Source organism: Bacillus cereus group sp. MG16 (assembly GCF_040459875.1).
GTDB classification, from domain to species: Bacteria; Bacillota; Bacilli; order Bacillales; family Bacillaceae_G; genus Bacillus_A; species Bacillus_A paranthracis.
The window spans coordinates 3,308,465-3,322,764 of sequence record NZ_JARVHE010000001.1; the positions used below are offsets into that span (position 1 = coordinate 3,308,465).

Consider the following 14,300-nt stretch of genomic DNA (forward strand, 5'->3'; position numbering starts at 1 on the left):
AGTTCTCTTCATTCAATGTATGCAACTCGCCTTGTCCATACATCCGCTATCATCTATTTATATAAAATTACACTCTTGTCCTGTTCAGAAAGATACCTACATACATATCCTGTTAAGGAAAAAGAATACCTTTTCACCTGAATACATGATAAGGAGGATTTCTATGAAACGTGATATTAGAAAAGCGGTTGAAGAAATCAAAAGTGCTGGGATGGAGGATTTCTTACACCAAGATCCAAGTACTTTTGAATGCGATGATGATAAATTCACTCATCATACTTGTACAACTGGATGTAAATGTACAACTGGGGGTAAATGTCCAAGAACAAGATGTACTCGCGTGAAACATTGTACGTTCGTCACAAAATGTACGCATGTGAAAAAATGGACATTTGTTACAAAATGTACTCGTGTACGCGTTCAAAAATGGACGTTCGTTACGAAAGTGACGCGTAGAAAAGAATGCGTTTTAGTTACAAAACGTACTCGCAGAAAGCATTGTACATTCATTACAAAATGCATACGCTTTGAAAAGAAATTTTTCTGGACGAAACGAAGTTTCTGTAAAAAGTGCGAATTCTTCCCGCATAGACACGGCGGCTCTTGCGATGATTCATGCGATCATGGTAAAGACTGTCACGATGATGGACACAAATGGAATGATTGCAAAGGCGGACATAAATTCCCATCTTGCAAACACAAGAAATTTGATCACTTCTGGTATAAAAAACGTAATTGTTAGTTTTTATGCCTACAAAAAAAGGCCGTTTTGCGGCCTTTTTTACGTTTATCCCGCTTTATTGAAAATGACTTATATCTGCAAATTGCTTCACTTCACCTTTACCATCTTCAAATTCTATTATACTGAGACTAGCACTATGCATAAATGGATCATTCCACACATTTTCTATTTCAATACCTGCAAAATGTCCTACAAGTAATTTTGCTGCTGCCGCATGGGAGACAATTAATATACTTTCTCCTTTATGCTTTTCCAAAAGAAGCTGCATCCCCTCAATTACCCTTTTATGAACAGCCTCAAAATTTTCTCCTGATGTTGACTGAAAAAGATGTGGTTCATACCAAAATAACTGTATGTCGTCTGGGTATTGCCTTTCTATATCATCAATTGTCTGTCCTTCCCATATAACCATGCTAATTTCATAGAAATGCTCATCCGCGATTATCGGTATATCACGTTCTCCCTTTATTAACTCTGCAGTATGAAGGGTTCTTTCACTCGGACTACTATAAATCGCATGAATAGATAAATCTTTCATTCGCTCTCCTAATTGCTTAGCTTGCAGTATACCATTTTCAGTTAAAGCAGAATTTTTCCGTCCTTGCATTCGCTTCGCTACATTCCATTCCGTTTCACCATGCCTTGTTACATATACCGTTGTCTTCACTTCAATTCCCCCTTACCATGTTGGCCGCAATTCCCACGGTTCTACTCGTCCTACAATCCATTCATTACATTTACTTTCAATTCCTTTTATTACCCCATCCGATATTTCTTCATGAGTAAGCCATCTTGCGTATGTATCTTCTAATATAAAACCTAAAATTATTCTATGATAGCTACATCGCGTACCGCCTATTTTTTGTGAGGCTATTCTCGACGCTTTACTGCCTAAAATATAAAAAACTTCGTATGTTTCAGACGATAAGTCTAATTCTCTACAAATAAGTGATAACGCATCTTTTACACTTGAGTGTATCCATGCGACAACTAATGTTATTGGGCCATTCCTCTCAATTGTGCTTTTAATAGCTACCTTTACATCGTCATCATTATGATAATCTAACGGAAGGCATGTGATATTTTCTGGTATAGCACTCTCTCGTTTAACATTTTCTAATTTCACTTCATCTCTTCCAATAATAGAAACATGAAACCCTTGCTCACAAAGCCACATAGACACCCGCTTTAACATTCCTGTTCCACCAATTACTAGCGCATGCAACTTCTTTTCCTCCTTAGTAAAATGTCATATGAGGTTTATCTTCCCTATAATAATTAAGTCTGTCTTGCAATGTCCCTGAATGAAATTCAAACTTATGCCCGTCTGGGTCAACAAAATAGATAGATTCACAATCCCTTACATCACGTTCTCTTCCTTGTAAAATATGAACATCATTTTCTTCTAATCGCTGCAGTAGACGTTCAAAGTCTTTCTGTTCAACAGAAAACGCAATATGTGTATAAGATTGATGGATCTCGTTTCTTGGAATATGTATTTCTTCATTAAGCGCTATCCATACTCCACATATATTAAAATATGCAAGTTTTCTTCCTCTAACTAATAATTCTCCTTCCAATACTTTTTCGTAAAATGTAATAGAATCTTCTAAATTAGATACTGAAAAACAAAGATGATTGATTCCTTTTAACAACTCTAATTCCTCCTATACAAATAAAAGATGAGCGAAAATTCACTCATCTTTTATTATACTATTTTTTTGTAATATATGCCCATTTATAACTGAAGTCCCCACCAAACGTATGATTTGCAATACCTTTTACGTATGGTTTCTCTAAGTATGCGGTACTTTGTTGGTACGTAGGAGAAATGGCAGCATCTTGACCAATTAAGATTTTTTCCGCTTCTGCAAGTGCATTCCAGCGTGCTTTATCATCTTTTAATAGTTCTCCTTTTGATTTCGCTACTAACTCATCATACTTTGGATTAGAATAATCCATTTCATTAAATGAGCTTCCAGTAACAAACATATCAATATAAGTCATTGGATCTGGATAATCTGGACTCCATGCAGATAACGAGAATTCATATTCAAATTTCTTTTCTAAATCCAACTTCTGCTTATATGGCTGTTGTTTTAAATTCACTTTAATACCAGGTAAATTTTTCTCTAACTCTTCTTTAATAAAGTCTCCTACTTTTTTACGACTACCGTTATCATCATTTAGTAATTCGACTGTAATTGTATCTTGGCCAAGTTCTTTCTTTGCTTCTTCCCATAATTTTTTCGCTTTTGCTGCATTATCTTTACTGTCACGGAAATTTTTATTTACAGTACGGAAATCTTTCCCATCTGGTCCTGTCGTAAATTTTTCAGGTACTAAGAAATATGCTGGCAGTGATCCGTCATTTAAAATAACATTTGCAATTCCTTTTTTATCATATGCTAGGTCAATTGCTTCACGAACCTTTTGATTTTTAAACGTTGCATTTTTTTGGTTAAATCTTAAGAAATACATACGTGGATCTAACTTCGTTTTAAATTCATCTGTCTTATTCTTTTTATATTTATCAACAAATTCAGAAGTTAAAATAACACGGTCCGCTTGATCACTATCATATAAATTTACTCCTGTGCTTGTTTCCTTCACAATATTCACATTAATTTCTTCTAACTTCACAGTATCTTTATCCCAATAATTAGGGTTTTTCTTTAACTGATAACTTCTTTCATGTTTCCATTCACTCATCGTAAACGGTCCATTATATAATAATTTATCTGCTTCTAATCCGTATTTATCTCCTTGTTCTTTCACATATTTTTCATTTAAAGGGAAGAATGTTGGGAATGAAGTAAGCTCAAGGAAATATGGTGCTGGTTGTTCTAATTCTACTACTAACGTTTTATCATCCTTCGCTTTCACTCCTAATTGATCTAACGGTAACTCTCCTTTATTTACTTTCTGTGCATTTTTCACATCAAATAAAATAAATGCATACTCAGCTGCCATTGCTTTATCTAATGTACGTTGCCATGCATATACAAAATCTTGCGCTCGAACTGGATCACCATTTGACCATTTTGCATCACGTAATTCAAATGTATATGTCTTTTTATCTTCACTAATTTTCACGTCTTTTGCCATACCTGGAGTTGGTTTATTATCCTTATCCAAACGATATAATCCTTCCATTGCATTTACAAAGGCACGGAATGATACAGAGTCTGTTGATTTTGACGTATCCATTGAAGGAATTTCAGCTGTTTCTAGTAAGTTTAATACTTGCTTATCTGCTGCCCCCTTACCTGTTTCTTTCTTCGTTGTAGATGCCTTCTCCCCATTTCCGCAACCTGCAACTAATACACTAGTCGATAATGCAACTGCAGCAATCGTTGTTACCTTTCTCTTCATTCTTCCTTCCCCCAATCTATATGTATAAATGAAAGCCAGTATAATATATATTATTATACAAAAGATTCAGATTATTTCAAATATTATTTTCATATATACAAAAAAAGAAGCGGATAGAGAGCTCTACTATCCACTTCTTTTTCTTTTTCTATTTCTTTTACTTGTAATCCATCCTCTATGTCAAATGGATTTTGAACTTTAAATATTTCATCCATTATCTTTAAAAATTCTTCCTCATTTTTAGATTCGCCATTAATCATAAGTGAGTATGGCTCAATCTCACCCAATTTATAATCAACAACAAATTGGATCGTAACCTTTTTCTTCGACATATCCGGACTATCCCCTTGGAACTCTACCAATTCTAATCCTTCAGTGCCACGATAATATGCCCAACCCGGATTTCTAAAATAATTTTCAAACGATTCACCAATTGAAAAGAATGGATATTCATATAGAGAGCTTGTACGAACTTTTTGAATAATATCTCGATCAGTCGGGAAAAAGAAATGGCTGATAAAAATACTAGCAACCGCTAAAATCGTAACAATTGTTGCTCCCATTTTACTCGTTCCACCACTATCACGAATGAGGTACTTTTCAACCGATCCATCTTGAATTTCTCTTGCTTTTATTCGATATATACGCCTTTCTGCAAATTGATAATATAATCCATTCGCAAAAATCGCCATTCCAAATAAAATAAAAACGAGTAATAGAAACGTAAGAGGCACCATATTAATGATCGGCAATGCTACGTTGAAGCCCATATAATAAGAAAACGCATCACACGCTAATAATAACACTACAAATAAAGCTGCAGGTAAATAATACTTACGATATCCGAGCCAACCTACATTGAAAATAGCTGCCCAACCATTCCAGCTCCACCTAGCAATCCGCTTTTCCTCAAGCTCCCATTTCCTTTTGTAATACGGATATTGTCTCCCTACATATACTTCTAATTCCTTGTCTATTAGCGAACTTCCTTCACTCTGTTCAGTATGCAAAGTCCGCTGGCAACTTTCACAATTTAACTGATTTCCCTCGCAAAGTTGCCCACAATTTATACATTTCAAAACAATCCCTCTTCCCATCCGTACGTCATTTCAAAATACCTTCGTGTTTTAATAACCACTCTTTCCTCCATAAACCGCCCGCATACCCAACAAGTTTCCCGCTCTTTCCTATTACACGATGACACGGAACGATTATTGAAATCGGATTGCGACTATTTGCTCCTCCTATTGCTCGTACAGCTTTCGTATTTCCGACTTTCTCTGCAATATCTAAATATGAAGCACTTACGCCATAAGGAATCGTATAGAGCGCATCCCATACATTTTTTTGAAATGCTGTTCCCTCAGGAGACAACGGGACTGTGAACTCTTTTCTATTCCCCTTAAAATATTCATCGAGCTCATTTATACATTGATCTATCATTTCATTTGTATGTTCTTCTTGTCTCTCATCAACAAATATAACAGACGTAATTCCTTTATCGTTCGCTGTAATTTCTAGCAAGCCTAATTCACTTTCATAATAAGCTTGGTACATATGTCATCCTCCAATTCAATTCATATTCATTATTGTAACACGAATAGACAAAATTTTTCGTATAAGCGTTTTATTCGAGAAACAAAAACGAGAATGATACAATGTAAGAAAATTCAATCTAGGAGGCTATTGGATGAATTACAAACTTTTTTCACCTTATACAATTAAAGACGTTACATTAAAAAACCGGATTGTTATGTCACCTATGTGCATGTATTCATCGAAAAACGAGGATGGCCAAGTAACGAATTTCCATCTTATTCATTATGGAACAAGAGCTGCTGGTCAAGTTGGTTTAGTTATGATTGAAGCAACAGCCGTGTTACCTGAAGGTCGAATTTCAAATAAAGACTTAGGCATTTGGGATGACAGTTTAATTGAAGGCTTACATAAAGCGACAACTTTTATACACGATAATGGTGCAAAAGCTGCCATTCAACTCGCTCATGCTGGAAGAAAAGCAGAATTAGAAACAGATGCGTTAGCTCCTTCAGCCATTCCATTTAATGAAACAATGAAAATGCCAATAGAAATGAGCAAACACCAAATTAAAGATACTGTATTAGCTTTCCAGCAAGCTGCAGTACGATCCAAACAAGCTGGATTTGACGTTATTGAAATACACGGTGCTCACGGTTATCTTATTAATGAATTTCTTTCTCCACTTACCAATAAGCGGACTGATGAATATGGTGGTTCACCTGAAAATCGATATCGTTTCTTACGCGAAATCATTGAATCGATAAATGAAGTTTGGAACGGACCGCTATTTGTTCGTATTTCAGCAAATGATTATCATCCTGACGGGTTAACAGTTCAAGATTATGTACAATATACAAAATGGATGAAAGAACAAGGGGTAGATTTAATCGATTGTAGCTCTGGGGCTGTTGTACCTGCGCGCATCGATGTTTACCCTGGGTATCAAGTACAATATGCTAAACATATTAAAGAGCATGCTAACATTGCAACTGGTGCAGTTGGATTGATTACGACCGGGGCACAAGCAGAGCAAATTTTAAATAATAACGAAGCAGATTTAATTTTTATCGGACGTGAGTTACTTCGCAATCCTTACTTCCCAAGAATAGCCGCCAATGAACTTGGCTTTGAATTAGAAGAACCGTATCAATACGAGCGAGCGCCTGGAAAAATCAGTACAAATAAATAAAACCGAGAAGCTTTTCTTCTCGGTTTTATTTATTCTATCGTTGTAATTTCATTCGAATTATAAATGTGGATACCTGATTCTTCTCGCAATGCAGTTATATACATCCCTTTTGCCACATCTTTAGCGGAAATTGGTTTATACTTCTTGAAGGCTCCTTTAAATATAAAAGGAATCATACGAGATAATTTTTCCGCCATTCTTTCACCAAAGCGAAATTCTTGTCGATTTCCTACTAATAAAGATGGCCTAAAAATGTGAATACCACCAATTACTAACTTTTGCAATTCCTCTTCCATTCTTCCTTTCACTTGTGAATAAAAGAAAAACGATTTAGGATTCGCTCCCATTGAGGACACAACAAGGAAATTTTGCACCCCTTGTTTTTCAGCTAAACAAGCCGCTCGTAACGTATATTCATAATCTACCTTTTTGAAATTAGCTTTCGTTTTTGCTTTTTTGATTGTTGTTCCTAGACAACTAAATACGTCATCTACAGCAAAGAACTCTTTATATTCCTCTAATGCCAAATAATCTACTTGCTTTTGCTGTAACTTTTCATGTTGCCATTGCATTGGTTCTCTTACAAAAATAGTAACCGAATCGTAGTAATCTGATTCAAGTAATAGACGCGTTATCTCTTGCCCAACTAAACCACTTGCACCAAGTACTAACGCTGTTCGCTTATTCATATATGCATATACCTCTTATTTTACTTTTCTCTCCTTTAGTAACATACAACTTTTAGGAGTTTCCTTCTCTCATTTTACCACAAGTAAAGCACTATGCGTACGCATAGTGCTTTACTCACTCTTTTTTCTCATCTTTCTCTCGTAATTTTGTTACGGTTGATGCATCTCCTAAATTACTTATTAATCTTCTTAAAAAAATTAAGACTACGGCTAATGGTAGTACTACCGCTAATATCAATAAAATTGCTTCCATTAAGTAATTCAAACGCTCATCCCCCTCTACACCCTCCTTTCATATATATGAACACTACGTTGTCACATATGCATGTATCCGCAAAAATAACACATCTATATTTGACAACTTTATAACAAAATCAAATCGGAATGATTATTATTTATTGCAACTTTATAAAAGATGTATTATACTAAGTTCGCAAACTAAAACGTAATTATTCCGTTTTGTATTAAAATGATATTTTTCTTCTATAATTGGGGAAAATATATCCGTAAAAAAAGAAAAGAGGAGAACTTCATGCCTAAAAGATTGACTATACTTTCATTCTTACTTATTTTCACTTTAATTTTTACTGGCTGCTCAAATACAAAAGAAGGTAATGCCAAGAAAGACGGAAAGCTAACTGTTTATACAACTATTTTTCCTCTTGCAGATTTCGCAAAAAAAATTGGTGGCGACTATGTAACTGTTAAAGCAATTTACCCACCTGGTGCAGATTCTCACACATTTGAACCAAGTCAAAAACAAACAGTAAAAGTTGCAAAAGCCGATTTATTCGTTTATAACGGCGCTGAATTAGAACCATTTGCTGAAAAAATGGAAAAATCATTACAAAAAGAAAACGTTAAAATTGTAAATGCTTCAAAAGGTATTGAACTGCGTACTTCTACTGAAGAAGAGCATCATGATCACGGAGACGGTCATAAAGAAGATGAACATCATCACGATAAAGACCCACACATTTGGTTAGACCCTACTCTAGCAATGAAACAAGCTGAAAAAATTAAAAATGCACTTGTAGAATTACAACCTGACCATAAACAAGAGTTCGAAAAAAACTTTGCAGCACTTCAAACAAAATTTACTGATTTAGATGATCAATTTAAAGCAGCTATTGCGAATGCAAAAACGAAAGATATTTTAGTTTCTCATGCGGCTTATGGATACTGGGAACAACGATATGGCCTGAAACAAATCGCTATCGCCGGTATTTCAGCATCTGATGAACCATCTCAAAAACAGCTTGCTGACATTACAAAAACAGTAAAAGAACATAATCTAAAATATATTTTATTTGAAACATTCTCTACTCCAAAAGTAGCATCGGTCATTCAAAAAGAAACGGGCACAAAAATTTTACGCTTAAATCATCTTGCTACTATTTCTGAAGATGACGCGAAGAGTAATAAAGATTACTTCACTTTAATGGAAGAAAACGTAAACACATTGAAAGAAGCTACTAACTAATCAATTTTTTAAGAAGCTGAACGAGTCATTCAGCTTCTTTTTTATTCGTTCTTACTTGACTTGCCCCAAATAACAAGTAAAATTATCCATATTAGCTTTTAAGCTATATCAATTTAGAAGGCGAGTTGGAATTATGACTCTTCACATTTGTGAAGTAACAGAAAAAAATTGGCGTTCGGTAGCTGCTTTAAACGTCGCAAAAGACCAGCAGCAATTTATTGAAAGCAATGCGTTTTCTCTAGCAGAATCATTATATGAGGGAAACGGAACGTCAGTAGGTTTATATGATGGAGAAACACTTGTAGGATATGCAATGTATGGATGGTATTGTGAAAAACGTAAAAGCGTATGGTTAGATCGCTTTATGATTGACCAACAATATCAAGGAAAAGGATACGCAAAACGGTTCCTTCGCTTGCTCATTCAATTCTTACAAAATAAATTTGAATGTAAAACAATTAATTTAAGTTTACATCCAGATAACAAACTTGCAATGGGATTATATGAATCATTTGGATTCCGTTTAAATGGCGATATTGATGATGAAGGCCCTGTTGTAGGTGTTGTAATGGAGTTACTTTTAGATGAATATACAAGCCTGTGAAAACAGGCTTTTTTATTATCCTTCATTTTTTTGCAATCTAGCATTTTTCTACAAAGTGCTTAGTTAATCCAAAAAATAAGCCTGCAATATGCGCAGACTTATTTCACACACTCCTCGAAATGTGCTTGGAACCATTCTTTATTAATATCTTTTCCGATGAAAACAACTTCACTTACTCGATCTTCGCCCTCTTGCCACTCTCTATCATACGAAGCAGCAAATAACGTATGTACGCCTTGGAAAACGATACGTTTATCCACTCCATCAATCGATAAAATCCCTTTGTAGCGATATAAGTATTCTCCTAGTTCTTGCACGACAGCTGACATCCACTCATTTAGTTTTTGTAAATCTAACGGACGCTCTTCACGTAGTACAAACGATTTTACACCTTCTAGATGATTATGCTCTTTATGAGGATAGATTTGTAACGTATCTTTCGTTTTAAACGTTTGAATTTGTAGTAACGATGGAATATCCACATCACAATTAGTCGACTGAATTAACTTTGCAGTCGGATTTATTCCTTGCAATTCATGTAAGAGATGTTCTTTTTCGCTCTCTTCAATTAAATCTAACTTATTCACTAATACAACATCGGCAAATGCAATTTGTTCTTTTGCTTCTAGTCCTTTTTCAAAATGTTTATGTATATGATAACTATCTACTACTGTTACAACACCGTTAATTTGGTATGCAGATTGAATAACAGGATCTAAAAAGAATGTTTGAATAATAGGACCTGGATTTGCAAGACCCGTCGTTTCAATTACTAATCCATCAAAGTCCATTTTCCCTTCTGCTTTTACATCCAGTAATTGTTTTAAAGCAACGAGTAAATCTTCACGTACAGTACAGCACAAACATCCATTCGTCATCTCCATAATCTCTTCTTCGACATTCATAATCAGCTGATTATCAATACCAATTTGCCCTATTTCATTTACAATCACCGCTAATTTCTGACCGTGATTCTCTGATAAAATGCGATTTAATAATGTCGTTTTCCCTGATCCAAGAAAACCAGTTAATATTGTTACTGGAATCATTTTGTACCTCTCCTTATAGCTATATGTTTCTACATTATATCATATAGAAATAATCGTTTTTGTAGCAAAACATATTTATTGTTTGTACGCCCCTCTAACTATATAATAATATATAGTTAGAAAGCCTTTTCAAAAATAATCATTCATCAAGGGGGTACTATAATGGAACGAGTTCAAATGGCCGAAACACTCGAATTTTCTCGTATGATTCAAGGTTTTTGGCGTTTAGCAGAATGGAATATGACAAAACAAGAATTACTTTCTTTCATTGAAGATTGTATGGATATGGGAATTACTACTTTTGATCATGCTGATATTTATGGCGGTTATACGTGTGAAGGACTGTTCGGAGAGGCATTACAACTAAAGCCTTCCTTACGTGAAAACATGCAAATCATCACAAAATGTGGAATCGCTCCCCCATCACCGAAATTTCCAGAGCGTTATGTTGCTCACTACAACACTAGTGCAGAACATATTATTCAAAGTGCAGAAGCTTCACTTAAAAATTTACATACAGATTATATTGACGTATTACTTATCCATCGTCCTGATCCTTTCATGGATCCAAATGAAGTGGCAGAAGCGTTCTCACGCTTAAGACAAGAAGGAAAAGTTCGTCATTTCGGTGTATCTAACTTTTTACCTTCCGAATTCAATATGTTAAGTTCATACTTAGATTTCCCGCTTATTACGAACCAAATTGAAGTATCAGCTCTGCAACTTGAGCATTTTGAAAAGGGAACAATTGATTTATGTCAGGAAAAGCGAATCAATCCAATGATTTGGTCACCTCTTGCTGGCGGAGAAATCTTTACTGGTCAATCAGAACGTGCTGTACGTGTACGTGAAACTGTGCAAAAAGTCGCTACTGAGCTAGGTGTTTCTAGTATCGATACGGTTATGTATGCTTGGTTACTTGCACATCCAGCTAAAATGTTGCCAATCATCGGCTCTGGTAAATTAGATCGTGTTAAAACAGCCGCTCTTGCTACAAAAGTTAACTTAGACCGTCAACAATGGTTTACAATTTTCGAAAGCTCTAACGGACATCCTGTACCATAATGCACAAAAAGAAGAGCCGTTTCTCTACAGCTCTTCTTTTTCATATGTATTTCTAGTCATCGCAAATACACACATATCCCTTAATCCATTTCCATCTACTGCAACACTCGCACTTTCTAAAACACCCTCTAATTTAAAACCTAATTTCTCAGGGATCGCTCTACTTTTCTTATTTAAAGAATCACAACGAATTTCTACGCGGTTTGCTTTCAGTTCAGAAAAAGCATAATCTGTTATCCCCTTTGCAGCCTCGACCATATAGCCCTTTCCACTAAACCTCGAATCAATCCAATACCCGATTTCAAATTGGGGTATATCCCAATTAATGCGATGCAATCCGCTAGATGCGATAAACTCGCCTGTTTCTTTCGAAAATACTAGTAACCTTAAATCCTCACGCTGTAAAAATTGAATATGCGATTTTCTAATGCTCACTTCTACTTCTTCCTCTGTTTGCTCTTTTTGTGCAAAAACCATCCATGGTTGTAATTCTTTCATAGAAGCTTGCATTGCATCGTATACAGCTTTACCATCACCTGGTTTCGGCATTCGAATAAATAGCCTTTCAGTATAAAATTCAGAAGGAAAATCGAATAATAACGGATCCACTTTCAACACTCCTTATAATTCTTTTATATATAATAATATCCATCTCAAACTATACAGTAAAGAAATTTCCGAATTTTACACATTTAATTCATTTACATCTACTGCTACACGAACACCAGATTCAATTGCCCCTTGTATCCATCCGTGATATAACGTTGTATGGTCTCCAGCAAAGAATATTCTTCCCTCTGGTTTGACAATCGCTGGTTGCAACTCTGATTCTTGACCGGCCTGAAATAGAGCAAACCCTCCAAGTGCATATGGATCCAACGTCCAACTTTTTGATATACCAGATAAGAATTCATCATATACTTGACCACCTAATATCGTTGCTAAGTTTTGTAATGTGTAATAAATACGGTCACCCTTTGATAAGCCATCCCATAACAACGCATCATAAGACCATGTATAGCTGCCTAACATTATAGCAGGTCCTTTTTCTCCAATTCCATGACTTGGATAATAGGCGTAACGAATTGGCAAATCTGTTATAATTCTGCCACCTAACTGTCCTTGCTCTTCCCAAAATCGACTTTTAAATTGAATTCCTATTTTTGTCGCTGGCATATAATGCAATTCACGAATTGCTTTCCATTTCTCATGAGATATAGAATCAAATGGATCTACTTCTACAAACCGCATTGTCGAAAACGGAATGGTAACAATAACTAAGTCCCCTGTAATACTACTATATTCAAACGTTTCTTCGTTTCGATAGAAAGCTGTCACACCATTATCATGCTGATGTAGCTTCATTAATTTTTGATTATATATAATATCTTCCTCTAATTGTGGTAAAAAAGATTTTGGCAATCTATCATTACCGCCTATTATTTCACAAAATCCGCTCTCCTCTTGCATAATGTATAAAAAACGTAATGTCTCAACGAATGACCTTTCTAAAAAACCTTCTAAATCCAACAAAACGCCAATCATCTCGATTGTTACTGGTGAAAAGTAAGTATTATATTGATAAGGGTGATATTTTAAAAATTGTCCTGTAGAGTATCTCCCAAAATCCTTTACTACAACATTCCAATTTTTCTCTGGGTTCTTTTTAATAAAATTTATAATAGGCTGTACCGCTAACAATAATAGCTCCTCAGACGTTTTCCCAACTTCATTCATTTCCACAGGATACTTTAATATACTTGGCTCTTTTTCATATTGTTTTAATGTCGTTTTTCGGCCGTTTACGTAAATAATATCAGTCTCATTCCTATTAATAAAAGGGCTTACCTGTAGCCCAAATTTTCTTATATATGCCATCGTTAATGTATGCGAATACGGAATTCTCATCGCCCCTACATCCAAATATAAACCGGTATCTTCCATTCTAACTGTCTCTATGCGGCCACCTACCCGGTTGTTTGCCTCAAAAATCTTCACTTCATGTCCCGCAGCTTTTAATAAAGATGCCGAAACTAATCCAGCCATGCCGGCCCCTACAACAATAATTTGCTTCGGGCTCGTCGTCTTCTTTAATCCTTTATCTATAATTTTTAATGTTTCATCCATCTCCGTGTTATACATTATATCTTTCTGCACAATTCCACCCCTTACTTCATCAAATGGGCATTAGTCGTTTAGTGCATTTTATTCATAAATTTCTATAAACATAACAACAGAGCAAGTTGAATATTCACTAAAAATACATAAGAGATCGCTCTCACATCTCTTTACGCTTCGTATAATATAGCAACAGCAAATAAGGAGTGGTTGAAAATGAAACCAACTTACGACTACAATGCTACAAAGAAGTATTTAGAAGAAAAGAAACAACAGCTATGCAACAAACTTAGTAATATGCATCTATCTAAAAAAGAACGTGAACAACTAAAACTTGAGATTGATAACTACGAATATATTCTAAATGTAGTCGAAATGAATCATTATGAACGAGGATTTTCACGTTAAAAGTGGATATGTAATTTATCCACTTTTTATTTTGAGCAT

General features: G+C 35.1%; 17 protein-coding genes. 6 read left to right on the plus strand and 11 right to left on the minus strand.

The window, feature by feature from the left end:
- Positions 1 to 163 precede the first annotated feature (163 nt).
- On the plus strand, positions 164 to 742 hold the full coding sequence (gene exsB, locus QCI73_RS17110) for an exosporium protein ExsB (RefSeq protein ID WP_000817501.1): 579 nt from the start codon (positions 164 to 166) through the stop codon (positions 740 to 742).
- A gap of 55 nt (positions 743 to 797) precedes the next feature.
- On the opposite strand, the gene QCI73_RS17115 is transcribed toward exsB, so the two are convergent.
- The 6 genes from QCI73_RS17115 to QCI73_RS17140 form a co-directional block, all read right to left on the minus strand.
- Positions 798 to 1,409, minus strand: a complete 612-nt coding sequence (locus QCI73_RS17115) for a phosphoserine phosphatase 1 (protein ID WP_353823401.1) — start codon at positions 1,407 to 1,409, stop codon at positions 798 to 800.
- A 12-nt stretch (positions 1,410 to 1,421) separates the two neighbouring features.
- Positions 1,422 to 1,967, minus strand: coding sequence for a short-chain dehydrogenase (locus tag QCI73_RS17120; protein ID WP_353823402.1), 546 nt, complete (start codon positions 1,965 to 1,967; stop codon positions 1,422 to 1,424).
- A gap of 13 nt (positions 1,968 to 1,980) precedes the next feature.
- A complete protein-coding gene (gene fosB, locus QCI73_RS17125) occupies positions 1,981 to 2,397 on the minus strand; it encodes a FosBx1 family fosfomycin resistance bacillithiol transferase (protein ID WP_000911692.1) in 417 nt (138 codons plus the stop codon).
- 58 nt (positions 2,398 to 2,455) lie between these two features.
- Positions 2,456 to 4,117, minus strand: a complete 1,662-nt coding sequence (locus QCI73_RS17130; protein ID WP_353823403.1) for a peptide ABC transporter substrate-binding protein — start codon at positions 4,115 to 4,117, stop codon at positions 2,456 to 2,458.
- An 89-nt stretch (positions 4,118 to 4,206) separates the two neighbouring features.
- Positions 4,207 to 5,196: a DUF2628 domain-containing protein gene (locus tag QCI73_RS17135; protein WP_327924470.1), complete on the minus strand. Its 990-nt coding sequence runs from the start codon at positions 5,194 to 5,196 to the stop codon at positions 4,207 to 4,209.
- A 25-nt stretch (positions 5,197 to 5,221) separates the two neighbouring features.
- Positions 5,222 to 5,674: a methylated-DNA--[protein]-cysteine S-methyltransferase gene (locus QCI73_RS17140; RefSeq protein ID WP_000283894.1), complete on the minus strand. Its 453-nt coding sequence runs from the start codon at positions 5,672 to 5,674 to the stop codon at positions 5,222 to 5,224.
- Positions 5,675 to 5,807: 133 nt separating this feature from the next.
- Between QCI73_RS17140 and namA the strand changes: the two genes are divergently transcribed.
- Positions 5,808 to 6,845, plus strand: coding sequence for an NADPH dehydrogenase NamA (gene namA, locus QCI73_RS17145; protein ID WP_087931646.1), 1,038 nt, complete (start codon positions 5,808 to 5,810; stop codon positions 6,843 to 6,845).
- Positions 6,846 to 6,874: 29 nt separating this feature from the next.
- Here the strand turns inward: namA and QCI73_RS17150 are convergent, their stop codons facing one another.
- Positions 6,875 to 7,534: an oxidoreductase gene (locus QCI73_RS17150; RefSeq protein WP_001042754.1), complete on the minus strand. Its 660-nt coding sequence runs from the start codon at positions 7,532 to 7,534 to the stop codon at positions 6,875 to 6,877.
- Positions 7,535 to 7,649: 115 nt separating this feature from the next.
- A complete protein-coding gene (locus tag QCI73_RS17155) occupies positions 7,650 to 7,799 on the minus strand; it encodes a hypothetical protein (protein WP_242303597.1) in 150 nt (49 codons plus the stop codon).
- Between the two features lie 267 nt (positions 7,800 to 8,066).
- Here QCI73_RS17155 and QCI73_RS17160 point away from each other — a divergent pair, with 267 nt between their 5' ends.
- Complete coding sequence (locus QCI73_RS17160) at positions 8,067 to 9,017, plus strand: metal ABC transporter substrate-binding protein (RefSeq protein WP_353823404.1); 951 nt, start codon at positions 8,067 to 8,069, stop codon at positions 9,015 to 9,017.
- Positions 9,018 to 9,150: 133 nt separating this feature from the next.
- Positions 9,151 to 9,621, plus strand: a complete 471-nt coding sequence (locus QCI73_RS17165; protein ID WP_262725793.1) for a GNAT family N-acetyltransferase — start codon at positions 9,151 to 9,153, stop codon at positions 9,619 to 9,621.
- 98 nt (positions 9,622 to 9,719) lie between these two features.
- On the opposite strand, the gene QCI73_RS17170 is transcribed toward QCI73_RS17165, so the two are convergent.
- Positions 9,720 to 10,670: a CobW family GTP-binding protein gene (locus QCI73_RS17170; protein WP_262725794.1), complete on the minus strand. Its 951-nt coding sequence runs from the start codon at positions 10,668 to 10,670 to the stop codon at positions 9,720 to 9,722.
- Between the two features lie 162 nt (positions 10,671 to 10,832).
- Between QCI73_RS17170 and QCI73_RS17175 the strand changes: the two genes are divergently transcribed.
- A complete protein-coding gene (locus tag QCI73_RS17175) occupies positions 10,833 to 11,735 on the plus strand; it encodes an aldo/keto reductase (protein ID WP_262725795.1) in 903 nt (300 codons plus the stop codon).
- A 24-nt stretch (positions 11,736 to 11,759) separates the two neighbouring features.
- On the opposite strand, the gene QCI73_RS17180 is transcribed toward QCI73_RS17175, so the two are convergent.
- The gene (locus QCI73_RS17180; RefSeq protein WP_353823405.1) at positions 11,760 to 12,344 is read right to left on the minus strand and encodes a GNAT family N-acetyltransferase; all 585 of its coding nucleotides are present in this window, start codon (positions 12,342 to 12,344) and stop codon (positions 11,760 to 11,762) included.
- A 75-nt stretch (positions 12,345 to 12,419) separates the two neighbouring features.
- On the minus strand, positions 12,420 to 13,892 hold the full coding sequence (locus QCI73_RS17185; protein ID WP_327924465.1) for a flavin monoamine oxidase family protein: 1,473 nt from the start codon (positions 13,890 to 13,892) through the stop codon (positions 12,420 to 12,422).
- 177 nt (positions 13,893 to 14,069) lie between these two features.
- Between QCI73_RS17185 and QCI73_RS17190 the strand changes: the two genes are divergently transcribed.
- The gene (locus QCI73_RS17190; RefSeq protein WP_000805517.1) at positions 14,070 to 14,261 is read left to right on the plus strand and encodes a DUF3896 domain-containing protein; all 192 of its coding nucleotides are present in this window, start codon (positions 14,070 to 14,072) and stop codon (positions 14,259 to 14,261) included.
- The last annotated feature ends 39 nt before the right edge of the window (positions 14,262 to 14,300 follow it).